The organism is Nitrospira sp. (assembly GCA_024760525.1).
Classification (GTDB): Bacteria; Nitrospirota; Nitrospiria; order Nitrospirales; family Nitrospiraceae; genus Nitrospira_D.
The window spans coordinates 2,290,689-2,315,405 of record CP060499.1 but is presented as its reverse complement, the minus strand read 5'-3'; the positions used below and the strand labels follow the sequence as shown (position 1 = coordinate 2,315,405).

Genomic DNA, 24,717 nt, shown 5'->3' with positions numbered 1-24,717 from the left:
TTAAGCGACAGGTCTAAGCTTTCCTCACGACCTATCAGCATGTGAAGCCGATTCTGTCGGGCACCGATCTGAAGGCAATGGGATTAAAATAGGCCCGCAATTTAGGAAGATCCTCGACCGGTTGCTCGATGCACACCTGAACAGGGAGATCAAAACGGAATCGGAAGAGAGGAACTTAGCGTCTGAACTCGACGGCCTGGGAAAATCCGCTAGTTCATCGGAGTAATCGAGGCCGAGACTTCGTTGGGCAGGAGCAGGGTGGCCATCGGACGGTGCTGTTCGTCCGCTTGAATGAATGCGAATAGCGGCACAGGCTGCGGCACGCCTTCAGGCGGCAACGCCAACATCGCCGGAAAATCGATCAGCGGCGAGAGTGTGGTTTGACTGGCGAGACGGATACGGAAGGCCATCAATACGTCACGCAATCGTCCGGACTTGTCTTCCTCCGACAACGTCTGAGAAGGGGCGATGCCCATTTCCCACAGAGGCTTTGTAATGGTGATCGGGAAACTGATACCCAGCTTTTGGGCATCCGTTGTCACATCAATCAGGAAACCAGACTGAATAGCTTCTTGCCGATTCGTGATCAACTGATTCACCGATCCCTCTGCCTTGACCTCGGGTGCTTTTCCTAAGCTTGCGGGACTTTCGAGCTTTGGTTCTTCCGCTGTCGGCAGCGAGGGAACTGCTTGAACCGTTTCCTTCTCCTCTCGAATCGCTTCGCTAGGCGCCAAGGTCGAATCATCTGGCAGAATCGGAAGCGCTTGGATCAGCCCGTCATAGATTCTCCTCGCAGATTCCGACCAACCAGGATTGAATGGACGACCTGAAAACGCCGCTTCTGCAGCTTTTCGCTCGTCATGGGTCAAGACTCTTGGGGTTTGATTGGGTGTGTTCATCGTAAGTTTCAGAATAAACTCGAAAAATCTAAAGTCAAGGGTGGAAAGACTCTAGTCGGGCAGACGACGACCTTTGGTTTCCTGGGCAAAGAGCAAAACTACCAGTCCAATCAAATAGATAAGGGCGATGGTGCTGGCCGCTCGGCTGAAGGAGCCGAGCGTCGTGACCAGCCATCCCGTGAGAAATGGCGAGGCCGAGGCCAGCACGCGACCTGCGTTGAAGCAAAAGCCGGCCCCGGTTGCCCGTAACTTCGTCGGATACAATTCCGGGAGATAAATTGGAAACCCGCTGAAAATCCCATTGTTAAAGAACCCTAATATCGGCAAGAGCATCAAGATCCCACTATAACTTGATGGTATAAGATAGGTGACCGGTAACATGATGAAACTCCCCACACACATCAGAGCGAACACCGGCCGACGCCCGAAGCGATCGGCAAGTGGGCCGAAGCCCAGGTAGCCAAAGATCGCCCCGGCGTTCAACGCCATAATGGCGTAGCTGACGTATTTGGTGAGCGTCGTCGGATCCTCTCCCTTGAGGTCCGGCAACTCACGAATGAGGGTCGGCGCCCAATTTGTGGAACCCCAGAGACCGAATACCGCGACAAAAGCAAGCGCGGAACCCACCAACGTGGATCGCCGTAAATCACCATGAAAGATGGCCGTCAATGGGATAGCGTGCTCCTCATGTGCATGGGTCCAGCGTTCCGGTTCCTTGACCCACCACCGGACGAAGAGGGCAACGAACGCAGGAGCGATACCGATCACAAACAAGCCGCGCCATCCATAGGTTTCCTTCAATGTGAGATTCATCGTCGCAGCCAGAAAAAATCCCACCGCCCACGCTGACTGGAGCACACCCGCCGCTTTGGCGCGCTTATCTTCCGGCCACGTCTCAGCCACAATCGCGGCACCTGCCGCCCATTCACCGCCGATGCCGAGTGCTGTGAGAAAGCGGGATAGCGCCAGATGCCACCAGGTCTCAGCCAATGCAGCGGCCCCGGTGAACACGGCGTAAATAAGGATTGTAACGATCAGCACTTTCGTGCGTCCGAAGCGATCGGCGAGCACGCCGAACGTGATGCCGCCGATCGCCCAACCGATGAGGAAGATGGAAAAGATGATCCCGCCGTACCATCCGATTTGCTCTGTCGTCGGAGGACCACCGCTTGCGGAATGCAACAGATCGTGGAGGGCCGGATGGAGGACAATCGCGTAAATTGTCGCGTCCATCGCATCAAAGACCCATCCCAACCAGGCGACGAATAAGACCAACCACTGATAGCTGGTCACCCCGGATCGCCAAGAGAGCGTAGTCATGCTGTCGATCTCTGCCTGCGAGATGTCTTCAGTCAGCGCAGTGGTCGGCGCTACAGTGCGCGCAAGGCTAAGGAGGATCTCTGCTACTGTCAAGGTGAAGCTGATGAGACCCCATGCTATAGTTCGTTGCATGGCGCGAACGAACTACTATCAGGTGCTGGGCGTTTCACGGGAGGCGTCCGACGACGAGATCAAGAAGGCCTATCGCAAGCTGGTATTTGAGCACCATCCCGACCGCAATCCTCACAAGACGGATGCGGAAGAACGGATCCGCGAGATCAACGTCGCCTATGAGATCGTCGGTGACCCGGAAAAGCGCAAGAGCTACGATCGGTTAAGTTGGGGAGATGAGCCGCGCTCGGCGGCAGTTGATCCCGGCCTCATTCTCGATGAAATCGAGCAGAAGTTGTTCGATGAAGGCCGGAAAGAAGTGTTCGCGATCTTGATGCCGAATGTCGCACGGGTGCGCGAGGAATTAAAGGTGATTCGAGAACGAACGATCCAAGCGCAGGGTTATGATTCATTCCTGGAACCGATAGTCACGACCCGGGCGTCCGAAATCATGGAAGACCTCGTCACGGAGGACATGAATAAGCGGAAGCGACGCCTCGTCGAGGTAGCCATGGAGATGATGGTCTCTCAGGGGATCGTCAAGCGGGGGGATGAACGAGCGATCCGATCACTCAGGGCTCGCCTGGACGAAGGTTTCCGCAAAGGCCGTATTCAGGGTGTTGCGTCGGCGCTGGAACTGTTTTACGAACGGCGATAGTGCCCTTCAATGCCGGATCGAAGTGAAGCTGTCTCGTTGCAGGAAATGAGTGTAATGCTTTCTCAACGTCCAGGTCGTGCACAAGGCGATGAACATAGCCAGTGAATCCATTCCAATGCACCTGGATCGGTTCCCATTCAGCCGATTCGATACAGGCGGTTGAAAACAACCAGCCCCGGCCACGCGCGTGCGTGAAAAACACCTGATTTTCCATCCTGCTTGTGCCATTCAGAACAATTGAAGCCCGTTGCGAGCGGAAAGCACGGGATTTGCTATTTCTACGTAGTAAGCGTCAAGCCAATATTATTTCGGTATCACGTACACAAGAACAGAGGTGATCCACCCTCAACAGAGGAGGGGAATTCTATGAATACCATGCGATATACGTGGCCAGGTGCGGTCGTAGGCGTTGTCCTCGTTGGAGGCGGCCTCTTGATGAATTATGGGACTGAGGTAGCCTCGGTGAATACGCAGGCTGTATTAGCCAATCAATTGACCGTAATGGTCAACAAAGTGAGTCACATCATCGCGCCCGTTGGGGGGGCATCAATCAAGCGCTCTTACCCTGCGGAGGATGTCACCAACTCGTCTGCCCCGCGCTTTGTCGCAGCCTTCCCTGGTGCCGTGCTAGATAAGCACACAGGATTGGTATGGGAAGAGACGCCTGATGCCACCCTCAGGACCTGGACCGATGCGACTCGCTACTGTGCGAGCAAGACGGTGGGTGGCACAATTGGATGGCGGTTACCTTCGATGGTGGAGCTTAAGAGTGTGCAGGATCAGCCGATGGCGTCGCCGTCCGTCTCAGCGAGCCTTCTTTCTGGTCTTCAGCCGACCAGCTTTTGGTCAACGTCAATTCCTGCGAAGGATCCCATCGGCGGCAATAACTCCTTTACCCTCCCTGCCTGGTGTGTGCGTGGAGGCGTGAATTCTGAGCAGTATTGAAGATCCAATGCCCCACATGCTCCAAATGGGAAAAATGAGGGATACGGAAGAAACATGGCATCGGTTGGCGCCGGAGTTATGTCATGGAAGGTGGCAGGTCTTCTTTGATCTAGCCTCGCGAAAAAGGGCCGGAGACGAATCGGCCACCCTTCATCACCCCCATAATCTTGTCGCCGTCTCGCAGCATCTCGATCCGTCGAAGGGGATTTCCCTTCAGGATGACAAGATCGGCCTCCATTCCCTTGGTCAGTGTTCCGACTGAGTCCTGAATCCCGATTAATTGAGCCGCCGTCGCCGTCGAGGCAACAATGGATTCCATCGGTGTCATGCCGAATGCCACCATACGCTCGAGTTCCTGCGCATTGTCTCCATGGAAGTTGAACGGTGTCCCGGCATCGGTTCCCATGGCGATGGAGATGCCGCTTTGGTGCGCATGTTTGAAGCTGGCCCGATGGCGCGTGGTCATGGCCTTGGCCTTGTCTAACGCGCTTTCTGGGATGCCGCAGCCCGGCCGGCAAGCGGCTGTGGTAGCCAGCGCAGAAAGGGTAGGGACCATATAGACCCCATACCGCTTCATGAGCGAGCCCGACTCGTCATCTAACAACGTGGCATGCTCGATTGAGTGCACACCTGCATGAATCGCGTTCTTCATGCCGGATGCTCCGTGGGCATGCGCTGCCACTTTTTTTCCGGCTTGGCGCGCGGCATCGACGGCGGCCGCTAGTTCCTGCGTGGTCATTTGAGCCTGATCCGGCGAGGTGCCGGGCGTCAGCACTCCTCCCGAAGCGATGATTTTGATGACCCCCGCCCCGGCGGCGACTTGGTCGGCCACGGCTTCCCTGACTTGCTCGGTTCCTTCGACTTCTTTTCCGATGAACCGCGCATGACCACCGATCATGCAGATGGCAAGACCTGCACCAACGATTCTCGGTCCAGGTAGAAGACCAGAAGTGATCGCCTCTTTCAGGGTGAAAATTGAGTGATCTCGAGATCCTACGTCGCGCACCGTCGTGAATCCCGCATCGATTGTCGCCTTGGCATGTTTGGCAGACTTCAGCAACGTATACGACGGGTGTTCTGATTCCAGTGTACTGACGACATCCGCTTCGCCTCCCAAACAGAGGTGGACATGACAATCGATAAGTCCTGGAAGAACCGTGAGACCGCGGCCGTTGATACGGACAGCCCCCTTCGGGATCGTGACGATGTTGCTGGGTCCGACCGCCGTGATTCTGGTGCCACGCACGAGCAGCGTTGCGCTGTCGTGAACGGCTCCCGTCCCATCGATAAGGCGTGCGTGATGAATGGCAATCGTCACAACTTAGCGTCCTCCACTATAGGTATGCGCTGCTGCCTGCAGTGCAATGCCTGGAGTCGAAATCCACTTGTTTCGAATGCCGATCTCTTCCAAGGCATTCAGGAAGGTCAGCACGTTGGCTTCGGTGGACGATTCTCCCATCAACCCGATTCGCCAGACTTTTCCCTTCAGATGCCCTAGGCCTCCGCCGATCTCTATCCCGGACGTTTCGAGCAATTGAGATCGGACGCTCGCTTCATTGATATGTGTGGGAACTGTGACACAGATCAGCGTCGGAAGTCGGTGATCAGGAGGTGGCAACGGCTCCAAGCCGAGCGCGATCAGTCCCGCCATCAACGCGCGGCTGTTCAATTCATGCCGGGCGAACCGGGCAGAAAGTCCTTCTTCTTTGATCAAACGCAAGGCCTCCCGCAGGGCATACAGCATCGAAATCGGTGCGGTATGATGATAGGTCCGGTTATGTTCTGCCCAGTAATCTGCGATAAGGGCCAGGTCAAAATACCAGCTTTGGCAGGGAGCTCGCCGATTCTTGATTGCGGAAAGTGCGCGCTCGCTTAAGGTCAAGGGAGCCAAGCCAGGCGGGCAGCTGAGACATTTTTGCGTGGCACTGTAGCACACATCGATACCCCACTGATCGACTTCTACTGGGACCCCGCCAAGCGATGTGACCGCATCGACGATGAGCAGGGTGTCGTATTTGCGGCAGATCGCGCTGATCGGTTCGATAGGTTGCCATGCACCGGTGGAGGTTTCAGCGTGGACGAGTGCAACCGCCTTCACCGGCCCCGACCGTTGGAGCAGCGTCGAAATCGCGTCCGGTTCGATCATCTGGCCCCAAGGAACCTCCACACGAATAGCCTTGCCTCCGCAACGGTCAACTATCGTCGCGAGCCGAGTGCCGAACACCCCGTTGATGCCTACGATCACGGCATCACCCGGCTCCACCATGTTGACCATCGCGACCTCCATTCCGGCTGATCCCGTGCCAGAGACGGCGATGGTGAAACGATTGGTGGTCGCAAATACATGGCGCAAGAGGGACTGAATGTCATTCATCACGCTCAAGAAAGCCGGGTCCAAATGTCCCACGAGCGGAGTCGCCATGGCACGCAGCACTCGGGGATGAACCATGCTTGGACCGGGGCCTAAGAGCAATCTGCGCGGTGCGCTAAAGTCGTTCATGGCAAAAAAGGCTCCTTGAATGTCGCGGAGTTAGTATAGCCAACTTCGGAAGGCAAGGCTATGCAGCAAATTCTATGCAGACCAACTCAGTAGCTATTTTGAGGGGATTTGGAGAGTCGGAGGCACATGTTATAGTCAAGCACCCATGAGCGAACAGATCTATTCGATTGGACAATTGCAAGGTCTCCCAGCCGCCGAAACCGCTACGGTCGCACAGTCACCACTTCAACCCTACAGCTCTCGATGGTCACTCTTTGTGAATGTCGTCTGCGCAGCCATCCTGGTTGCGGCGCTCGGGGACATTCTGTGGGTGTCGATGACCTTTCCAAAACTTCAGCGATTCGAGGAACCGGACCGTGCGCTCGATCTGATGGTCGGCCGTATGATGGAAGCCCAAGACGCGCTTCGACGAGCCCCGGTATGGCAGCAATGGCTCGCGGAATGGACGATGGGGAGCGAGGACGAAACTCCTGGGCAAGCCATCCAGTGGTATCGCGAGCTGGTTGAGACGACGGATGATCCACTGTCCAAGCTTCGGCTGGCGATTCTGCTTGGAGAATCCGGGCGTGAAGGGGCGGCACTGGCCGAAGCCAAGGGGTGGCAAGGTCGTGGGACGTCCGCGGTGCTACTTGGACAATTGATCGAAGCTGCGTATGGTGCGCAACCACTCAATGGGGAACAGGAAGTCGAATTACAAGCTCTGCTGGCGGAAACACTGCCGAACGGATGGTTCTACGATCATCTTGCCGCCAGGCTCGCGCAACGAGCTGGTAATCAGGGACTTCTTGTGACGGTCAAAAACCAGAGTGTGATCAAGGAGGATCTGGTTCAGCAAAGGATTCGCCCATTGCTCTTGTTCGAATTGATCTGTCTGGTGATCGGGTCAGTCATGCTGTTGGGTATTGTCAGGCTCAAGGGGCAGCGGGTGGACATCTTGCGACTCCATTCACCTGGCGTTCCTCCGCCTTGGTCCGGAAGATCTGCTGCTGCGGTTATTCTCCGTGGCGGCGCATTAGGAGTGATTGCAACGTCAGCCTTGCTATTCGCTCCGTCCTTCGAGCATGCGCCGGTGTCGGCGTTGGCCATCCCCTTGGCCAACCTTCCCCTGCTTGCCATCGCGTATGTTCAACTGCTCAAGCCCTCCGGCCTGACGTTCTTGACCGGGTTCGGCCTCCATATCAGACGGGCGGACTTCGGACGCCTGGTCTGCATCATCCTCGCCGTTGTCGCTGCCGGGATTTGGGGTGAATGGATGATGGGGCGGACTGCCGAGTTCCTGAATCTGAATAACCACTGGACGGAATGGTTTGATGCGGATCTGGTTTGGGCGTCACCCTCTGTGTTGGCGAGTAGCTTGCTCCAGTATGTGATCTTCGCGCCGATCTTCGAGGAGCTTGTATTTCGCGGTCTGCTCTATGCGATGCTTCGTCGCCGGTTTTCATTCTTTCCTGCCGCACTCATCAGTGCCGGAATTTTTGCGTTGGCCCACGGCTATAGCCTGATCGGCTTCATCAGTGTCTTGTGGAGCGGGTTCCTCTGGGCTTGGATCTACGAGCGGACAGGGAGTCTGGTTCCCAGCATGGCCGCCCATGCGATGAACAACGTGCTGGTGTGCCTTACGGTGATGGCCTTGCTTCGTTGAGCGAACTCCGCTGCATCAGCTCAAGCGCTTCGAATAGATTACTGTAGCGCAAACCGACACGATCCAGTTTCAGCAACTCACTCATTCGCTTGTTCAATACCCGCTTGCCGGGTGGCCCCGGTTCCCGGGAGGTGGAGGATCGAATCTCCCACCGCTGCGCGATCGACTCACAGATCTCATTCCAGGTCATGGGATTGCCGTCACTCACATTGTAGACCCCGCTTGGTTCGGCATGGGTCATGGCCGCAAGGCAGGTCGAAGCCAAATCCTCGACATGAATGAGATTGACATATTTGCGTGAGCGGTTCACGCGGCCTGTTCTGATCCAATCGATGGGGTTGCGGCCCGGCCCGTAGATCCCTGCGACCCGCAGTACGATGGCGCCATAAGTCGTCCGCAATAGCTCTTCTCCCTGTACGCGATCTTTTGTTAGATCGATGGGTGCTGCTTCATCCACCCAGGATGGAGGATATCCGGTACAGACGCTGTCGGCATATGCGGAGGTGCTGCCCAGCACGACGAGGCGACGGGTCCGCAGAGAGGCCGCTTCAGCGAATCGACGGACCATTTCAATCGGCGCTGCAGGAAAGCACCACAGCATGTCGGTCGCCGTTGGAATCGACGGCCATGTATCAGGTTGTGCCAGATCGAATCGTACTCGTTGGTCAGGTCGCAGATGAGTGAGGTGCCGCTCGGGATTTCGGCTGGTGGCACAGACTCGGGTATAGCGTTGCTCGGCGAGCGGCAAGAAAAACTTGGCGGTGTAGCCGGATCCGAGAATGGTGAGTGATTGATGCAAGGCCTGATCGTGCTCCGTTTTAAGAGGTGCAGTGTGCCAGCGGGAATCGGCCAGAGTCCAACGAAAAAAATCATTTTAGTTGGTGTACGTATTCACCCGTGCTATACGGGAAACAGGCATCCCATTAAGGACATCAGCAAAAGGACACGATATGAATACGCGATTCCTGTCATGGCTCATGTTACCGTTCCTGGCGCTGGTGACCGGCTGTCCAAGTGGAGGAGGCGGAGAAGGTGGGTTTGAAGGGGGGGCAGTACCAGTCGCGTATGTCGTGAGCAGTGGACCCAACGAAGTGTCGGCTTACACGATCAGTGGGGGAGGGAGTCTTGTCGATGCAGGCACCATTTCACTCACAACCGACGTCCCATCATCCGTTGCAGTGTCTTCGAATGGATCCTTTGCCTTTGTCGCAACAAACGATGGTATCTATGCATTCGCCATCAGTGCGGTGACGGGTGGCCTCACCTCGGTGACCGGATCGCCGTTTGTTTCCGGAAGCAGTTTTAACGCGGTGACTGTTTCGCCCAACGATCGGTTTCTCTATGCCGCGAACAATAACGGTACCGTATCCGTTTACAGTATTGGTGGAACAACCGGGGCATTGAGCGTAGTCGGCGCTCCGATTGCTGCAGGAACAACACCGAGCGCGGTCGCGGTATCGCCGAACGGATCCTTCCTCTATGTGAGTAACCAGGGCTCCAACAATGTGTCGGCATTCAGAATTAACGGAACCACCGGCGCCTTGACGTTCGAAGAAAACGAAAATGCGGGGACATCGCCGAGCGGCGTGGCCGTATCACCGAATAGCGCACTTCTGTATGCAAGTAACCAGGGGTCCAACAATGTGTCGGTGTTCAGTATCAATGGAACCACCGGCGCGCTGACTCCGGTTATCAACTCTCCATTTGGAGCGGGAACGGCGCCAAGTGGTGTGGTCGTATCCCCCAATGGAGCGTTTCTGTATGTGAGCAATCAAGGATCGAACAATGTATCGGTGTTCAGTGTTAACGGGACCACCGGTGATTTGAACATCGTGGAAACGGAGTCTGCCGGAACAGCTCCAAGTGGCATCACCATAAACCCGGATGGGCAATTCTTGTATGCATCAAACAGTGGCGGAGCTGGCGATGTATCCGGCTATCGAATTACAGCAGGGAGCGGTGAGCTGGTTTCTTTAGGTGCGGCGTTTCCGGCTGGAGCGACCCCAGTTGGCATTGGCACACCAGGTCGACCATAAGCCTTGTCCGGGACTTTGATAGCCCGCGGCACAGCCACCGTGCCGCGGTCAGTACCCCTCCAAGCCGCTCGCCATTGATTCGGTCAATACCGACCCGAGCACAGTCCTTCTTTATTCCACTGTCCCGTCCACAGCTGCTTCGTTGTCAGAGCCATGTGGGAGTGGTATAACCCGAGGTGGGGTTGTCCACACAATTCACAGGGCTATGATCATGAACAAATGGCTGATGGTATGGCTGTTCGCATTCGCATGGCTTCTATCCGGTTGTGGCGATGGAGGTGGAGATGGAGGCACGTTTGGAGGTGTAGGAACCATAGGAGGTGGTGTTGGAACGACATCGATCGTCTATGTCACCAATAGCGGCTCCAATAATGTATCCGGATACAGCATCAATGCAGGGACTGGTGCATTGGTGCCGATTGCCGGCTCTCCGTTTGCGAATCTCTCAGGTCCGTCAGCGATTGCGATATCGTCCGATGGATTTTTCACGTTTGTGGCCAACAGTCGAGCGAATAACGTGACGGCATTCAGAGTTGCAACGGACGGTGGCCTTATCTTGGTGCCATCGACTGCGCTCAATCCCAACCCGGCTTCAGTCGGCACAACTCCAGGCGCAATGGCCATCTCCTCTGATACAAAGTATCTGTATGTGGTCAATGGTGGCTCTGATAACGTGACCGCGTTCAATATAGGGACTGCAGGGGTTTTGACGTCTATACCGCAGGCGGCCGGCAACTCGAACCCCGTTTCGGTTGGCGGATCTGATCCTGCATCCGTAGTGCTTTCCCCAATTGGAAAATTCCTCTATGTGGCCAACAGTGGATCCAACGATGTCACGGCATTCTCAATCGGAGGAACCGGGCTCTTAACGCGCATACCCACGTCCGGGACGAGCAGGAATCCTATCTCGACCGGTGGAACGGCTCCAAAAGGGATTGCCATCTCGCCGAATGGTTCGTTTCTCTACGTGGCCAACAGTGGCTCCAATGATGTCACGGTATTTCAAATTGCGGCGAACGGCCTCCTCAGCTTGGCGCCGGCGGCGGGGTCCAGCGCGAACCCCATCCCGGTCGGGAGCACGACTCCTAATGCCATTGTCATCTCCCAGGATGGCCAATTTGTTTACACGGCCAATGGCGGAGGTACGGTGACGGCATTTACTATTGGAAGCGGCGGACTGTTGACGCTCGTGCCGAGCTCAGCGGGTAACCTGAACCCCGCACCTGCGGGCACCACGCCTGTGGCAATGACCTTCTCGTCGGATGGCCAATTTCTTTATGTGGTGAATCGTGGAGGCCGTGTGTCGGCTTATGCCATCGCGCAAGGAACCGGGGGACTTGCACCGTTAAACCCTTTGTTTGGAAATCCCTTCCCAGCGGGGACGACACCTTCTGCAATCGCGACACCCGGATGACCATCAGTCGTGCGGTAATCTATTGCGTAACCAAGTCAGCATCTCACGCGTCACTTGTTCCGGCTTGTCTTCATGGACGAAATGCCCAGCGTCGGCGATCTTCACCACCGTCAAGTCAGTCGCACAATTGCTCAAACCTTCCAGATTCTCAGCGGCCAGCGCATGATCCTGCAGCCCCCAAATCACCAGTGTAGGAATCGCGACGGCAGGGTATCCCAATTGCCGCTGTCGAGACGCGCCGCCGCGTAAGGCTGCTCGATAATAATTCACCATGGCGGTGAGGGCTCCGGGCTCGCATGCCTGTTGGCGGTATATCCGCACAAGGTCGTCAGGCATGCATTGGCGATCAATCGCCATATGTCTCAAAATTGCGCCGATGACATAACCATGGCCGGCGGACATTGCGGCTTCAGGGAGCCGAGGAATTTGAAAGAAGCCCATGTACCAAGAGCGGCGCAATTGCCGCCAGTGCCGTACTTCTCGCTCAAAGCAGGCGGGATGGGGAGCGTTCACAATCACAAGGGCTTCTACACGATCGCTGTGCCGCATCGCATAGTACCAGGCGATGATGCCACCCCAGTCGTGTCCAACGAGAATGACACGCTGAACTTGGGCAGCCTCGAGCAGCGCAGTCACATCGTCCATCAAGGGCTCAATTCCATAGGCCTCGACGCCGGTCGGTCGTGTCGTGCCGCCGTATCCCCGGAGATCGGGAGCCCAGACCCGATACCCGGCTTGGGCCAATGATGGGATCTGATGCCGCCACGAGACGGCGGATTCCGGAAATCCATGGAGGCACAGCACCAATCGATTCCCGGACCCTGCCATAGCGACGGAAAACGATAGCTTATTGGCGTGTATATGGCCAAACGATAAGGCCGATAAGCCGGAGAATTTCGGATCCATATGCGTACGTGCAAAAATTTCGAAATTGCTGGTCAGATCTTCAACGCCTCGCTATGATCGCCAGAATGGAACGACCAAATTGGGTATATTGGCCGGAGCAGGGCAGGTGGCGCGCGCACCCGGAGGGCTGTCCTGATCGCGAAATCCAAGCGGCGTCATTCGACGAGCTGCAGTTCAAGGTCCAACAGGCGAGCCGCGATTCCGCCAAAAGCTCCCGAGAGATTCCCCGCATTGAACCACCCAAGGCAGGAATTGGCCCCGTAGAAGCGCCACGGTATGTGCTTACGCAGGAGCAGGGCAAGTGGCGTGGCTATCTGCAGGGCTACCCCGACCATTCGGCGCAAGGGGAGTCCTTTGATGAGGTCCAGTTCAAGCTTCGCCAGCTCTGCCGCGATTTGACGGCCGGCAAACCTTCCCATCTACGGAAAGTCGCCTGAGATCCAACCCGCTCAGGGCTTATCGGCTCCTCGCATACTCTCTGCGTGTGGAACCACCCATTTTGGTACCAATTATCCCAGAGCATCTGTCAATATCAGGCGAGGCCTCACCCGATAGCATCCTGAGAATGTCCCACCGGAAGCGAGCCGCTTCAGTCCCCAGTCCGGATGATTGAACGCATCACTTGCGCAGGTCATCGGCTCAATGGCGAGCGCAGCGCGTGGCGCATCCGCAATCGCATCGCCGGTGTAGACGACCACTGCGGAAAAGGCGGAATCCATCACCACGTCGATCGCGCGTCCGCTTGGGGTATGGCGCAGAGATACCGTGGCCATTCCCTGCGCATCGCGCTCGAGTTGCACATAGCAATGATTGAAGCGTTGCCGGCCGATCTCACGATGGCGGCGATAGTCCCACGGTGTGCCGGCCGCATTCAGAATGACCCCCGTAGGGACGAGTCGCTCGTTGAATTCCAGATAGCCGGCACATGGAATCTCTACCTCCGCTTCATCGATCAAAGACGTCCCGACCGTGAAGTAGGGATGAAATCCGACTCCAACGGGGGCTGCACGTGGTCCTACGTTGTTGACCGTAAACGAGCAGGATAGCCCTTGCGCGTCGAGTTCATACGTCACCCGCACTTCAAGTGAAAATGGATAGCCACGACCGGTATACGCATCGGCGTCAAGACGGACGTCAAACGTCACTCTGTTCGCCTGAGCTTCACGCACATGCCACGGCACATTGCGCACGAACCCGTGAATGGCATTAGGACCTTCTTTGTCGTTGCATTCCAACTGGAACTGTTGCCCGTCGAACGAGTAACATCCATGGCCGATTCGTCCAGGAAATGGAATGAGCACGTCACCCTGTCCGCCTCGCTTGTGATTTCCGCCTGAATAGCCCCACACGATGTCGGTTTCCTGTCCGCTGTCGTCGAGCAACCAATACCGTCGCAATGCCCCGCCCCACGGAGATACAACAGCGCGCTGCTGCTGGAAGGACAAGGAGAGTTCAGTATCCGGTGTCACAAGCGTCACAGTCGGTCAATATACCATTGCAACAACTGATGGCAAAGTAAGCTGCCTATGATTCCAAGTACTGCTGCTGTGCCTATATGACGATTGTGGATTCTGCGGTGGTGTTGCAAGTCAGGTCCGGTGACTTATTTTACGATGACATACCGGCAAATCTCCGGCTCCGTCACGAGAAGTCCCGACAGCTGATGCAAGGCGCCTAACACGTGTGGAGTCGAAAAATGTGCCTGTTCTGCTGCAGGACTTGCCCATTCTTCGACACATACGAATTCAGGGGAGCTAGAGATATTTTCCAAAAGCTCATAACTCAGACATCCTGCCTCCCGACGAGTTGGCTCAACAACTGCCGAGAGGATCTTTCGAACCTGAGCGATCTGGTCCTCCTTGGCTTTGACGCGCGCAATGACTCGAAGAGAAGTGTCTGACATCACGACTGCCCGATTGTTGGTGAAGGCAAACTGCTGACCTAATCGTCGATTCCGCTGCAGCCGGCGCCGAGCCAGCGTCCTATGATGTCCATATGTACCTTGCCTGATCCCGATTGTTCCCTATCACCGGTTGCTGCAAGGCTTTCAGTCGTTTTGGCCTCGATCGTGAAATGGGTTGTTGAAGGTGGCGGGCCTGGGCATATCTGGTCAAGTGCCAGCTTCGACGATGATTTCGAGATCACCTTGATCTTGCATGGCACCTCATCATCATCTTCTTCTTCCATTTCCTTGATGATGCGATCGTGAGCCACATCCACTTTCGTAATACACGACTGCGCGGTCGTTGTGTGGGGCTTGCCCTCGCGGGCTTTCATCATCTGCTCCATTTGGGTGCGTTGTTGTGGCGTCATCCTAGCCGACATCTCTGGCGAGAGTTTCATTCCCGATGCAACCGTCGTAACCGTCATCTCCCACGCGCCTGGTTTGACATTCAGGGACTCCGCTTGTGCATCCGGCATCACGCAGGGAATGACGAACTCGAGAACAAGTCCCCCTGCTACGACAACTCCAAGGGCCCTGAGTGCCACGGTCGTCTTGAGCATACGCCCCCCTCCTGATGGACTGCAGCGAGGTATTGTACTTGTTCCACTCCGACTGGTCTATGGCGAGCGAAGAGCGTTTTGAACAAACGGATAGACCAACGTGACCAGCAATACACTCCGGAACATGGAGGGAATAAGAGATGATTTCGTCTCGATACTCTCCCTCTTGACCTGTCTATCGTTTGAGGCGTAGGCTGAGGATGTCATTTCGCAGCCGCCTCACTCTGAAGGTGGTGACGATGGTCCTCCGTGGAGCATGGTTTCAACGGTTCGGACCTGCCGGGTGTGTGTTCCTCATCAGACGGGTCCTCTCCTCCGATACTGCGAAATCAATGCATCGTGTCCCTGGTGCCCTATGTCTTATGCAGGGTACCAGATTGCAAGTACGAGCCTAATGGCATTCGAAGGCGAAGATTAGTTGTGGGCACTCAAAGGACTCGCGTGGGGGGCGCGAGGGTGTGACCTATGTCATGGGCATATTGGGGAATCGTGATCGGCCTCGCAGCCTTGGTCGTGATGTTGGTTGTCTGTATGACCCTGCTCTACTCTAATGGAAATAGAGATCGACAGGGATCGAAGCAACGTGCCGGTGGACCAGTCAATATGCCGATACCACCATCAGTTACAGACCGTCGGGCGGCATAATGGCTCGATGTCGGCTTGTTCTTTCTACACACAACCGCGAGAGCGCGGGCGCTTGTTCGCCTCAGGATGGATGATTGTCAGAAGCGAGTGAAATTTTGACACCGGTCGAGTGCATTGATCTGAACTTTAAAAATAGGAGGGAGATATGGGTCCGACGAAGGCCATCGTGAAAGAGCATGCCCTCTACGAGGCGTTAGGAGGAAAGCTGATCAAAGACGGCTTCGCGAGCCGGCAAGACATTGAAGCCTATGTGAACCATCATTATCTCGTGTTGCCGGTCGTCGACAAGCGAGGGCAGCCGTGGTTGCTCGATGGAAAGCCGGTCTATTGTCTTCGTGGGACTCAGTACGAAACGGTGAACGACGAGCGGGTCCACCTGGCCAGGTGTCCGGATTGCGGCGGGATGGGGGTCCGAACCGACGAATTCGTGGTGGAATCCGATTGTATCCGCTGCACGGCCTGCGGGCATGAGTTCGATACCAGGCTGGAGATGATGGAGACGTAGCGGGAGTAGATTGGTAGCCCACATTCGTTACACGGATTGAGATCGTATCAGTGTTCCCATCGGTACCCGACGAGAAAGGGCATGACCGTCAAGACGCCGAGCGCTCCGACGGGAACTATTCCTACGACGGTCTCTTGTCCAGCAGCGTATTCCCTGAATGAGAGGCCGTGGATGGGGAGCACGACCGTCCATTCCAGGAGAAGCATCAGGCAGAGGGCCACGAGACCCACGCCAAGTCGGATGCCTGGCAGGGGAGGCAACGTAAATCGGTCGATGACCCAGCGCGCTCCGACGATCGTGGCCAGCAGAACGTTCGGAATCTCCAAGATCTCAGCCAGCCGTTCGCTGACATGCAGCGCAACGACTTGCATTCGAATCACCTCGAGAACAAATCCCGTTCCAATCGCGACGAGAAAATAGATAACGCCGGCCTTCACGACCTGCATCAGACCATGCGGTCGCTTACCGTCGTGTGTCTTATCGGGCGATGAGGTCACGGGAGTTGCCGTTGCATCTGTAACTTGGTCGGAGGGTACGGGGCCTCGTGCACGGAGACAGTCGTGGCCACCTCTGATAAATCAGTCTAGCCGAAAATCACAGACACATCCATGCTTCAGCATACAGTGACCGGAGGCAACGACGCCGTCGTCTTGTTGACGGTCAATACAAGATCGAAGGGAGAAACGAACCAGGGGGGGTGCAGGCTGGAAGGAAGTGTCATAGATAACTAGACAACGGCTGAGAATGCACGGTGAGTAGTTGGGTCTTGGTTAGCACAGCGGCAAACGGCGATTCAGTGAATGAGCGCTTAGGATTCAACCAAAACCGGCGATAGAGCCGCTCTTCGAACGCGGGATCGTGTGTCGGCGCGAAATCGCGCAGGTGGAAGTTTGAATTCTCGCTTGAAGGCCCGGTTGAAGGATGGCTCGGACTCGTATCCCACGTCGCCGGCTACTTCAGCCACACTCTTCGATGTCGATTGTAACAGTTGTGCGGCGAGGTGCATTCTCCAGCGTGTCAAATACCCGATCGGAGTGTCGGAGAGGTAATTGCGGAACCGCTGGGCGAGTACGGAACGAGAGATGCCGACTTCGTTCGCCAAGGTGGCGATCGTCCAGGGTCGAGCCGGCTCGCGATGCAGCAGGGCTAATGTTTTCCCGACCTCGTGATCTCGGACCCCGGCGAGCCAGCCTGTCTCTGTTGCAGGCAGCCCCGCAATGTATCGCCTCAACGTTTCCACGAAGAGCGCTTCGGACAGTTTTGCCACCACGGCCGCCCCGCCGGGACCAGAGGCTTCGGCATGGTCCACTGAATAGCGAAGGGTGTCCTCCAACCAACGCCCGGCCGCATTGTCCCGGATATTGATCTTCACGATGTCCGGGAGACCGGCCAGCAGCATGTGACTGAGCTGAAGATCGCACGTCATGTAGCCGCAGATGAGTTTGGTGAGTGCTCCGCCCCCGCCGAATCGGGAGAGTTTGAGGCCTTCCGCGAGTACGCGACGCAGAGTCTGTGCACTATTCATTGGCGCGACGGCTGGGCCGTTTCCCATGCGGTGCGCATGACCATGGGGAAGGATCACAATGTCGCCGGCCTCCAGAGCCAATGGAGTGCCGCCATCCTCCACGCGCGCATAGCACTGTCCTTCGGTCACCAAGTGAAAAATGATCACATGCGCGGAATGGGCGGACAGGTACCCGGCCATGGTGCACGAGTCCGGCTCAAGCGCGCACCAGGGCGCAGAGAATTCACCGTTAAAGAATACAGCGCCGTCGAGCTTCACGGCTTTCAGCACTTCAGAGAGCACGTCCATGCAGCGATTCCTTTAGATGGGCGACAGTCGGGCAATGATTTCGGACGCCCGGCTAATCGGGTTGGTAGCTTATCATTCCGCTGCTAAGAGAGCCAGACGCTAGGCTAAGACGCCAACGTTTTTTTCGCCTATAGTTGCCCCATTGAGACACAGCAGCCTATCAGGATGAACGGTCAACCATAGAGACAAGGAGGTGCGCAATGGAGACACGTGCAATGGTGCTTGAGGGAGCGGATGTCATGGTACGCCTCAAGGGGATCTGGACAGCCGGCGACTACGATCGCTTTTCACGGTACATGGAAGGCGGGGCCCGCGAGTTTTACGAACGACTCAACGTGGCTCCTCATTGTCAGTTTTTGGACGTCGCCTGTGGTTCAGGTCAACTGGCGTTGCTTGCAGCGCGTGATGGCGCAGAGGTCATCGGTGTGGATATCGCGGGCAATCTGGTGGAGCGTGCCCGGTCGCGCGCACAGGCGGAAGGACTGTCCGCTCGCTTCGAAGAAGGGGATGCTCAGGCGTTGCCCTTTGCGAATGCTCGATTCGACGTCGTGACAAGCCTCATCGGCGCCATGTTCGCGCCTCGGCCCGATCGCGTTGCGCACGAATTACTCCGTGTCTGTGTGCCGGGCGGCACGATCGCCATGGCCAATTGGACACCACAGGGTTTTGTCGGACAGATGTTCAAGACCGTGTCGGGATTCATTGCGCCATCTGGAATGCCGTCGCCGGTCTTGTGGGGCGACGAAGCCACCGTCCGCGAACGGATGGGCCACGGCCTCTCAGAACTCAATTTGACCAGACGGCAGTATCGCTTCGAATACCCATTTCCACCGTCGGAGGTCGTCGAATTCTTTCGTCTCTACTATGGGCCGACCAATCGGGCGTTCGCCTCGCTTGACGAGGTCGGCCAGGGACGCCTTCGGAAGGAATTGGAAGATTTGTGGACGCGGCACAATCAATCCGGGCCGAACTGTACCGTGGTGTACGGAGAATATCTTGAGGTCATCGGCATTCGAGCGTGAACAGAAGCACGGAACGGCTCAGCGAGCGCGCTCCGGCCTTTCAGCCTTTTCTTTTTCGTTGGTGGATGCCGAGCTTGTTGCCGTCGGGGTCGACGACGATCGCTGCTCTGCAGGCGGGCAAGTCGAAAGGCTCATGGGCGAACTGCACATGGTGATGTCGCAGATGTTCGATCGTCTGGTCAAAGTCTTCCACTTCCAGTGCGAGGTGGGGACCATCACTTGAGGGCTTGAGGAATGGTTCCTGTCCAACTGCGAGTGTGTGGGGTCCGATCTCGTACTCGATCCAAAAACCATCCGGTATATCGAGGGACATGGTAGGAGTGAGTCCGAGCACACCATCGTAGAACGCCCGGGACCGTGTCTTGTCCGTAGCAGGATAGACAATGAAGGCAAATTCGGCAATCCGCATGACCACGGCATCTCCCGGCCGAGGTGACTCATAAAGCGGTGGGATGGCAACGCTATGTGCCACAGCGTCTACCGTGGGCCTAATACCTCTCGCCATACCACGGCGAGATCGAGGAGCGCTTGGCTCCCATTCCCGACATAGACGGAGCCGTGCATCGTCGCCAGTGTCCTAGGCTGCAGTGCGGCCAACCGTTTCAGCGTCGTGTCGGTCAATGTGCAATACGGCACATAATTCGCCAGCGGACCTTTTTGATACTCAACAAGGGTGGTCCTGCATCGCTCAATGACATCCGACTCTGTGATGGGTTCCACGTCGCCGTTTTGATGGAAGAGATCCGAGCACAAGAGAGTCCGCTGTGTTTCCTCGAACAGCAATCCCGCTTCCCAACAGTGCGGCACATGCGGCGTCGAGAGGAATTGAAAGCGATACCGTCCTGTCTGCAACACCTCCCCATCGGTCATGCCTTTGGCAGGCCGAAGTGAGAGACAATCATCGACGCTCACAAGTTTACCGACCACACTGCAGACCGCATCAGATTGCGGAGCGAGGGTCTGCCACTCAGGCAGGGTTCCGGACTCGTCGGCTTCAAAATGGCTGAATCCGATCCATCGTAAGGTCCGAACATCGAGCAGAGACATCACGGCGTCTCTTGTCGCCGAGAACAACGCGCGCGGTCCTGTGTGGAATAAGAGAGGCTGTTCATCGCGCACGAGGAACTGACTGAATTGGATGTCGAATGGTTTCACGAACGTTGTGATCCGGAAGAGGTCCGGCGCCACCTCGGTAATCGTCGTCATGGAGCCCTCTCGGTATAGAGTGCGCCGGCATCGTAATACATCATGCCAGCGGCTGCAATCGACCGAGGAGACGCTCGCAGGGCCGACCGCCATGAGGGCGGCTTGCACAACTAAACGGGAGTTCCGCCGCGGACTTATGGGCCGGCCTCACGCGGGAAAGTCCAGTTGATTCAAGGGGTCAGGCTGAAGAACGCTCATCGTGCCAATGCCTTGGGAACCGATAAATCGAGAGTAAGCGAAATTTCGTTAGGATTCTGAGGTGAGGTTCTTCGCGGTGAATCCGTCTCATATAAGTCAGGGACCGTTGTATCGACCTGACGACTATGGGACGATGCCATGCGGGTGAGAATAGACCTTGAGTATGAAGATGAAAAGTCTCGCCGTTGCCGTCGGGATCATGGTCCTGGCTGCTTTCATTACATTCAAGCTGGGAGATCGGTCGACCAGTGAGTCATCGACTGCCACACCAGGGCTTGATCAGGCTGTTTTGGTGGAAATCGTTCCGGTCGTCGTCGGTTCAATCACAGAATCGATTCAGGCAGTGGGTACGCTGGAGGCGATTGCATCGATCACCGTGAAGCCGGAGATCGCCGGCGTGATCCGCCGCATCCACTTTCGAGATGGCCAGTCCGTCGAGCGCGCGGTTCCCTTAATCGAATTAAACCCGGAAGAGCTTCAGTCGCAAGTCAATCAGGCGGAGGCAGAGGAGAAGATGATGTCGGTGACCTACGAGCGGTTGAAGCGGCTGAACGATCAGCAGGAGGTCATTGTGCCGGCTCAACAGATTGATGAAGCTCGAATGGCCTGGCAAGCTGCGGCCTCGAATACCCTCCTGTATGCCGCTCGCCTGAAGAAAACCATCATCCGTGCGCCGTTCAGCGGAACCGTGGGGCTGCGTCGAGTCTCGGTCGGGGACTACGTACAGCCCGGACAAGTCATCGTCAACCTGGAAGATTTGAGCACGCTCCACGTGGATTTCAAGGTGGCTGAAATATGGCTGAGCCGCCTTCACATCGGCCAGCAGCTGACCGTGGTGACCGATGCTTTTCCGAACACGATGTTTGACGGACATGTGACGGCGATTGATCCGAGAGTTGATGCGACCAACCGGACCGTTGCCGTTCGCGCTTCGATCCCGAATCCGGCGGGCACACTGCGCCCTGGACTCTTTGTGAACGTTCGGCTGAACGTGGGCGAGGAGGCCCATGCGCTGCTGATCCCCGAAGAAGCCCAGATCTTGCGACAGGACAAGGCCATGGTATTTCGATTAGACGAACGAACGGCTCGGCTGACGGAAGTCACCTTGGGTCAGCGTGAACGGGGAATGGTCCACGTACGCTCGGGATTGAAAGAGGGCGATCATGTGGTCCGAACCGGAACCCACAAGTTGCATGACGGCGAACGTGTCTCGATCAAACCATCCGAGTAGCAATAAGCAGTCTCTTCCGCTATGAGCGTCACCTGCCAGTCCCATCGAGTGCGGGCGTGAACTTTTTCGAAACATGTATCCATCGACCGGTGTTCGCTGTCGTCATGACACTGCTGCTGGTCTTGTTCGGGGTCTTGAGTTTTCTCCGGTTGCCGGTTCGTGAGTATCCCGATATCAAGCCGCCTATCGTTTCGGTGACCACGGTGTATCCGGGCGCGAGCGCATCAGTCCTCGAATCGGATGTGACGACACCGCTCGAGGATGCGCTCAGCGGTATTCAGGGGCTCAGGACCCTCACATCGGCCAGTCGAGAGGAAGTGTCGATGGTCACCCTTGAATTCGAGTTGGGACGTGATCTGGACGGTGCGACCAACGATGTACGTGATCGCGTCTCCCAAATCCGTCCACTGCTGCCACTGGGAATTCATGAACCTCATGTGGAGAAGGCCGCGGCGGAGAATACTGAAATCCTGTGGATTTCCGTATCGAGCGACCGCCATTCCGAGCTGGAGCTGTCCGACGTCGCCGATCGGTTTATCAGGGCACGACTGGTCATGATCCCCGGCGTGTCGTCGACGTACCTTGACGGTGAACGGCGCTATGCCATGCGGATCTGGTTGGATCCAGATCGGCTTGCCGCTCGCCGACTTACCGTCCAGGACGTTGAAGACGCGATCCGAAGTCAGAATGCCTCGATCCCAGCCGGGCGGATTGAGAGCGATCAGGTGGAATTCGGCGTCTCGCTGAAAGGCACGATGCAAACGCCGAAACAATTCCAATCACTGATCGTGGCCTATCGCGAAGGGTATCCGGTTCGCTTGGAGGATGTCGCCCGTGTGGAGCTCGGGGCCGAAGATACTCGGAAGCTTGTACGATTTGACGGCAAGTCATCATTGGGCATTTCCGTGTCGCGGCAGTCGAAGGTCAATACGTTGGCCGTGGCGCGTGCGGTCAAGGAGCAATTACCGGCTATTTCAGCAGGGTTGCCCGCCGGAATGACTATGACCCTCGCGTGGGACAGTTCGACACCGATCGAACAGTCGCTCCATGAAGTGTATATCGCCTTGGGGCTCTCGTTGGCCCTTGTCGTGCTGGTGATTTTCTGCTTCTTGGGAAGTGTGCGCGCGACGCTCGTGCCAGCCGTCGCGATTCCGGCATCGATCATCGGGACATGCACCGTCATGGCGGTGACCGGGTGCTCGTTGAACCTACTGACCCTGCTTGGCCTTGTTCTTGCCGTGGGACTTGTCGTGGATGACGCGATCATCGTCCTGGAGAATATCTATCGCCGGATCGTCGCCGGCATGCCGCCACTACAGGCGGCGATCGAGGGTACGAACGAAATCGCATTTGCCGTCATTGCGACGACGATTTCGCTCGTGACCGTGTTCGTCCCGATCGCCTTTCTGACCGGTATCGTGGGCCAACTGTTCACAGAATTGGCCATCGCCGTTGCTTCGGCAGTGCTATTGTCCGGCTTTGTGGCGCTGACGTTGACGCCGATTATGTGTGGGCGATTGCTTCGCCAAGAAATCGCGGTCACCCGGTTTCGGTTCGCTGTACACCTCGCGGAAGGGGTGGGGGAGCGCTATCGACGAGGGTTGACCTGGGCCTTGAACGCAAGAGCAGCGGTCGTAATCGTGGCGGTTGGAATCAGCCTGGCGAGCCTGTCTATCGTCACCCGGTTACCGTCTGAATTAGCTCCCCTCGAGGACGCGGGGTGGTTCTCGGGTTTCCTCACTGCGCCGCAGGGGGCCACGCTCCGTTATACCGATACCTACGCCAAAGAATTGGAATCGTTGCTCAAGACGGTTCCTGAAATTACCCATATCTATACAGTGGTGGCACGCGGAGACCGTCCCACGAGGGTCAATCGAGCCGAGAGTTGGGTCACATTGAAGGATTGGGCCGAACGCACGAGAAGTCAGCAAGAGGTTGTCTCGAGCTTAAACCAAGAACTCGGAAAGCTGGCCGGCGTGAAGGCGTATCTATTGAATCCCCCTTCTATTGGAGAATGGTCGGATAAGACGCCCGTGCAGTTTGTTATCGGAGGGTTGGACTATCAAGAGTTGCAGCAGGCCGCCGAAAAGCTCGTCGCGCGGTTGGCAAAACACCCCGGATTTGTAACGCCCGAAATGGATTTGACGTTGAACACTCCGCACCTGGCCGTCGAAACACATCGTGACAAAGGTGCCGACCTCGGCGTGTCCGTCGCCACCATTGGGCGGACGCTGGAGACATTGCTCAGCGGCCGTCCGGTCAATACGTTTATGCAGAACGGTCGTCAATACAAGGTGATCGTGAAAGTCGACGATCGCCGTCGTGAAACACCATCGGACATCAGCAAGCTCTATGTACGGGGGAATGAAGGCGAATTGGTGCAGCTCAATAATCTTGTGACGATTAAGGAAACGCCTGCGCCTGAAGCCTTGAATCATTTCGATCGTATGCGCGCCGTCACCGTGAGCGCGGGGTTGGCCGAAGGCTTCACGCTGGGGCAGGCCTTGAATTTTCTGGACGAAACGGTGAACGACATTTCCGGACCGGGTATGCGGACGGCCTATGCCGGCGAGTCCAAAACGTTCGCGGAAAGCAATAGGAATCTCTACATGACGTTCGTGCTGGCTTTGGCGGTCATCTTCTTGGTGCTCGCGGCGCAGTTCGAGAGTTTTCGGCATCCATGGACGATTCTTCTCGCGGTACCGCCGGCCGTGTCGGGATCATTACTGTCCCTGGTCATCATCGACGGAAGCCTGACGATCTATAGCCAAATCGGTCTCGTAATTCTGATCGGGCTCGTCACGAAAAATGCCATTCTCATCGTGGAATTCGCCAATCAACTTCGTGAGCGCGGACTTGACGCATCCCAGGCGGTCATCGAAGCGGCTGCGTTGCGTCTTCGTCCAATCCTGATGACGACGTGTGCGACGATCCTCGGAGCACTCCCGCTGGCACTGGCTACCGGTGCGGGGGCAGCGGGCCGCCGCCAGATCGGCGTCGTGCTCATCGGTGGGCTGGTGGTTTCAACATTAGTCACGCTCATTTTGGTTCCCGCCGGTTATGCAATCCTCTCCGGGGGCACGAAAACCTCTGGTCCCCAGGGAGCGAAGTAGCCCTTCGGTTTTCCGCGCATACACCATTCGTTAGTCCGCAATCCCATC

General features: G+C 56.5%; 23 protein-coding genes. 10 read left to right on the top strand and 13 right to left on the bottom strand.

All coding sequences use genetic code 11. The features are described 5' to 3' along the window. Positions 1 to 209: 209 nt before the first annotated feature. Together H8K04_10780 and H8K04_10775 are read right to left on the bottom strand one after the other, a co-directional pair. Positions 210 to 899, bottom strand: coding sequence for a hypothetical protein (locus tag H8K04_10780; protein ID UVT14345.1), 690 nt, complete (start codon positions 897 to 899; stop codon positions 210 to 212). 51 nt (positions 900 to 950) lie between these two features. Further along, complete coding sequence (locus H8K04_10775; protein ID UVT14344.1) at positions 951 to 2,219, bottom strand: MFS transporter; 1,269 nt, start codon at positions 2,217 to 2,219, stop codon at positions 951 to 953. A gap of 130 nt (positions 2,220 to 2,349) precedes the next feature. Between H8K04_10775 and H8K04_10770 the strand changes: the two genes are divergently transcribed. Together H8K04_10770 and H8K04_10765 are read left to right on the top strand one after the other, a co-directional pair. Beyond that, complete coding sequence (locus H8K04_10770) at positions 2,350 to 2,988, top strand: J domain-containing protein (GenBank protein UVT14343.1); 639 nt, start codon at positions 2,350 to 2,352, stop codon at positions 2,986 to 2,988. Positions 2,989 to 3,354: 366 nt separating this feature from the next. Then, a complete protein-coding gene (locus H8K04_10765; GenBank protein UVT14342.1) occupies positions 3,355 to 3,933 on the top strand; it encodes a DUF1566 domain-containing protein in 579 nt (192 codons plus the stop codon). A 109-nt stretch (positions 3,934 to 4,042) separates the two neighbouring features. Here H8K04_10765 and H8K04_10760 read toward each other — a convergent pair whose 3' ends face one another. Together H8K04_10760 and H8K04_10755 are read right to left on the bottom strand one after the other, a co-directional pair. Continuing rightward, positions 4,043 to 5,251, bottom strand: a complete 1,209-nt coding sequence (locus tag H8K04_10760; protein ID UVT14341.1) for an amidohydrolase family protein — start codon at positions 5,249 to 5,251, stop codon at positions 4,043 to 4,045. 3 nt (positions 5,252 to 5,254) lie between these two features. Further along, a complete protein-coding gene (locus H8K04_10755) occupies positions 5,255 to 6,433 on the bottom strand; it encodes an alanine--glyoxylate aminotransferase family protein (protein ID UVT14340.1) in 1,179 nt (392 codons plus the stop codon). A gap of 145 nt (positions 6,434 to 6,578) precedes the next feature. Between H8K04_10755 and H8K04_10750 the strand changes: the two genes are divergently transcribed. Next, positions 6,579 to 8,075 carry a CPBP family intramembrane metalloprotease gene (locus H8K04_10750; protein ID UVT14339.1) on the top strand — a complete coding sequence of 499 codons (1,497 nt, stop codon included), beginning with the start codon at positions 6,579 to 6,581 and terminating at the stop codon, positions 8,073 to 8,075. Here H8K04_10750 and H8K04_10745 read toward each other — a convergent pair. After that, positions 8,050 to 8,874 carry a hypothetical protein gene (locus tag H8K04_10745; protein ID UVT14338.1) on the bottom strand — a complete coding sequence of 275 codons (825 nt, stop codon included), beginning with the start codon at positions 8,872 to 8,874 and terminating at the stop codon, positions 8,050 to 8,052. The two genes, H8K04_10750 and H8K04_10745, sit on opposite strands and share 26 nt — an antisense overlap. 151 nt (positions 8,875 to 9,025) lie before the next feature. Between H8K04_10745 and H8K04_10740 the strand changes: the two genes are divergently transcribed. Together H8K04_10740 and H8K04_10735 are read left to right on the top strand one after the other, a co-directional pair. Then, positions 9,026 to 10,111: a beta-propeller fold lactonase family protein gene (locus tag H8K04_10740; GenBank protein ID UVT14337.1), complete on the top strand. Its 1,086-nt coding sequence runs from the start codon at positions 9,026 to 9,028 to the stop codon at positions 10,109 to 10,111. Positions 10,112 to 10,322: 211 nt separating this feature from the next. Then, complete coding sequence (locus tag H8K04_10735) at positions 10,323 to 11,525, top strand: beta-propeller fold lactonase family protein (protein ID UVT14336.1); 1,203 nt, start codon at positions 10,323 to 10,325, stop codon at positions 11,523 to 11,525. Between the two features lie 3 nt (positions 11,526 to 11,528). On the opposite strand, the gene H8K04_10730 is transcribed toward H8K04_10735, so the two are convergent. Next, positions 11,529 to 12,431 (bottom strand): alpha/beta hydrolase, encoded by a 903-nt coding sequence (locus tag H8K04_10730; protein UVT14335.1) that lies wholly within the window; start codon positions 12,429 to 12,431, stop codon positions 11,529 to 11,531. Positions 12,432 to 12,496: 65 nt separating this feature from the next. On the opposite strand from H8K04_10730, the gene H8K04_10725 reads away from it, so the two are divergent. After that, positions 12,497 to 12,868 carry a hypothetical protein gene (locus H8K04_10725; protein UVT14334.1) on the top strand — a complete coding sequence of 124 codons (372 nt, stop codon included), beginning with the start codon at positions 12,497 to 12,499 and terminating at the stop codon, positions 12,866 to 12,868. A gap of 72 nt (positions 12,869 to 12,940) precedes the next feature. On the opposite strand, the gene H8K04_10720 is transcribed toward H8K04_10725, so the two are convergent. From H8K04_10720 to H8K04_10710, 3 genes are all read right to left on the bottom strand, one after another. Then, entirely contained in the window at positions 12,941 to 13,900 is a 960-nt protein-coding gene (locus H8K04_10720) for a hypothetical protein (protein UVT14333.1), read from the bottom strand. Between the two features lie 134 nt (positions 13,901 to 14,034). After that, positions 14,035 to 14,334 (bottom strand): antibiotic biosynthesis monooxygenase, encoded by a 300-nt coding sequence (locus H8K04_10715; protein ID UVT14332.1) that lies wholly within the window; start codon positions 14,332 to 14,334, stop codon positions 14,035 to 14,037. 38 nt (positions 14,335 to 14,372) lie between these two features. Beyond that, positions 14,373 to 14,936 carry a DUF3617 domain-containing protein gene (locus H8K04_10710; protein UVT14331.1) on the bottom strand — a complete coding sequence of 188 codons (564 nt, stop codon included), beginning with the start codon at positions 14,934 to 14,936 and terminating at the stop codon, positions 14,373 to 14,375. Between the two features lie 790 nt (positions 14,937 to 15,726). Here H8K04_10710 and H8K04_10705 point away from each other — a divergent pair. Beyond that, complete coding sequence (locus H8K04_10705; protein UVT14330.1) at positions 15,727 to 16,086, top strand: hypothetical protein; 360 nt, start codon at positions 15,727 to 15,729, stop codon at positions 16,084 to 16,086. A 47-nt stretch (positions 16,087 to 16,133) separates the two neighbouring features. Here H8K04_10705 and H8K04_10700 read toward each other — a convergent pair whose 3' ends face one another. Together H8K04_10700 and H8K04_10695 are read right to left on the bottom strand one after the other, a co-directional pair. Then, a complete protein-coding gene (locus tag H8K04_10700) occupies positions 16,134 to 16,583 on the bottom strand; it encodes a hypothetical protein (protein ID UVT14329.1) in 450 nt (149 codons plus the stop codon). Between the two features lie 311 nt (positions 16,584 to 16,894). After that, complete coding sequence (locus H8K04_10695; protein ID UVT14328.1) at positions 16,895 to 17,899, bottom strand: AraC family transcriptional regulator; 1,005 nt, start codon at positions 17,897 to 17,899, stop codon at positions 16,895 to 16,897. A gap of 200 nt (positions 17,900 to 18,099) precedes the next feature. Here H8K04_10695 and H8K04_10690 point away from each other — a divergent pair, with 200 nt between their 5' ends. After that, positions 18,100 to 18,921 carry a class I SAM-dependent methyltransferase gene (locus tag H8K04_10690; protein UVT14327.1) on the top strand — a complete coding sequence of 274 codons (822 nt, stop codon included), beginning with the start codon at positions 18,100 to 18,102 and terminating at the stop codon, positions 18,919 to 18,921. 40 nt (positions 18,922 to 18,961) lie between these two features. Here the strand turns inward: H8K04_10690 and H8K04_10685 are convergent, their stop codons facing one another. Continuing rightward, positions 18,962 to 19,330 (bottom strand): VOC family protein, encoded by a 369-nt coding sequence (locus H8K04_10685; protein UVT17951.1) that lies wholly within the window; start codon positions 19,328 to 19,330, stop codon positions 18,962 to 18,964. A 68-nt stretch (positions 19,331 to 19,398) separates the two neighbouring features. Beyond that, the gene (locus H8K04_10680) at positions 19,399 to 20,127 is read right to left on the bottom strand and encodes an MBL fold metallo-hydrolase (protein UVT14326.1); all 729 of its coding nucleotides are present in this window, start codon (positions 20,125 to 20,127) and stop codon (positions 19,399 to 19,401) included. Between the two features lie 367 nt (positions 20,128 to 20,494). Here H8K04_10680 and H8K04_10675 point away from each other — a divergent pair, with 367 nt between their 5' ends. Next, positions 20,495 to 21,556 carry an efflux RND transporter periplasmic adaptor subunit gene (locus tag H8K04_10675; protein ID UVT14325.1) on the top strand — a complete coding sequence of 354 codons (1,062 nt, stop codon included), beginning with the start codon at positions 20,495 to 20,497 and terminating at the stop codon, positions 21,554 to 21,556. Between the two features lie 104 nt (positions 21,557 to 21,660). Then, positions 21,661 to 24,669, top strand: a complete 3,009-nt coding sequence (locus H8K04_10670; GenBank protein UVT17950.1) for an efflux RND transporter permease subunit — start codon at positions 21,661 to 21,663, stop codon at positions 24,667 to 24,669. The last annotated feature ends 48 nt before the right edge of the window (positions 24,670 to 24,717 follow it).

Excerpts from the sequence above, each read along its gene's own strand:
- H8K04_10780 (UVT14345.1), bottom strand. The coding sequence starts at position 899 with ATGAACACACCCAATCAAACCCCAAGAGTCTTGACCCATGACGAGCGA.
- H8K04_10775 (UVT14344.1), bottom strand. The coding sequence starts at position 2,219 with ATGACTACGCTCTCTTGGCGATCCGGGGTGACCAGCTATCAGTGGTTG.
- H8K04_10770 (UVT14343.1), top strand. The coding sequence starts at position 2,350 with ATGGCGCGAACGAACTACTATCAGGTGCTGGGCGTTTCACGGGAGGCG.
- H8K04_10765 (UVT14342.1), top strand. The coding sequence starts at position 3,355 with ATGAATACCATGCGATATACGTGGCCAGGTGCGGTCGTAGGCGTTGTC.
- H8K04_10755 (UVT14340.1), bottom strand. The coding sequence starts at position 6,433 with ATGAACGACTTTAGCGCACCGCGCAGATTGCTCTTAGGCCCCGGTCCA.
- H8K04_10750 (UVT14339.1), top strand. The coding sequence starts at position 6,579 with ATGAGCGAACAGATCTATTCGATTGGACAATTGCAAGGTCTCCCAGCC.
- H8K04_10740 (UVT14337.1), top strand. The coding sequence starts at position 9,026 with ATGAATACGCGATTCCTGTCATGGCTCATGTTACCGTTCCTGGCGCTG.
- H8K04_10735 (UVT14336.1), top strand. The coding sequence starts at position 10,323 with ATGAACAAATGGCTGATGGTATGGCTGTTCGCATTCGCATGGCTTCTA.
- H8K04_10730 (UVT14335.1), bottom strand. The coding sequence starts at position 12,431 with ATGGATCCGAAATTCTCCGGCTTATCGGCCTTATCGTTTGGCCATATA.
- H8K04_10725 (UVT14334.1), top strand. The coding sequence starts at position 12,497 with ATGGAACGACCAAATTGGGTATATTGGCCGGAGCAGGGCAGGTGGCGC.
- H8K04_10715 (UVT14332.1), bottom strand. The coding sequence starts at position 14,334 with ATGTCAGACACTTCTCTTCGAGTCATTGCGCGCGTCAAAGCCAAGGAG.
- H8K04_10710 (UVT14331.1), bottom strand. The coding sequence starts at position 14,936 with ATGCTCAAGACGACCGTGGCACTCAGGGCCCTTGGAGTTGTCGTAGCA.
- H8K04_10705 (UVT14330.1), top strand. The coding sequence starts at position 15,727 with ATGGGTCCGACGAAGGCCATCGTGAAAGAGCATGCCCTCTACGAGGCG.
- H8K04_10695 (UVT14328.1), bottom strand. The coding sequence starts at position 17,899 with ATGGACGTGCTCTCTGAAGTGCTGAAAGCCGTGAAGCTCGACGGCGCT.
- H8K04_10690 (UVT14327.1), top strand. The coding sequence starts at position 18,100 with ATGGAGACACGTGCAATGGTGCTTGAGGGAGCGGATGTCATGGTACGC.
- H8K04_10685 (UVT17951.1), bottom strand. The coding sequence starts at position 19,330 with ATGCGGATTGCCGAATTTGCCTTCATTGTCTATCCTGCTACGGACAAG.
- H8K04_10680 (UVT14326.1), bottom strand. The coding sequence starts at position 20,127 with ATGACGACGATTACCGAGGTGGCGCCGGACCTCTTCCGGATCACAACG.
- H8K04_10675 (UVT14325.1), top strand. The coding sequence starts at position 20,495 with ATGAAAAGTCTCGCCGTTGCCGTCGGGATCATGGTCCTGGCTGCTTTC.
- H8K04_10670 (UVT17950.1), top strand. The coding sequence starts at position 21,661 with ATGACACTGCTGCTGGTCTTGTTCGGGGTCTTGAGTTTTCTCCGGTTG.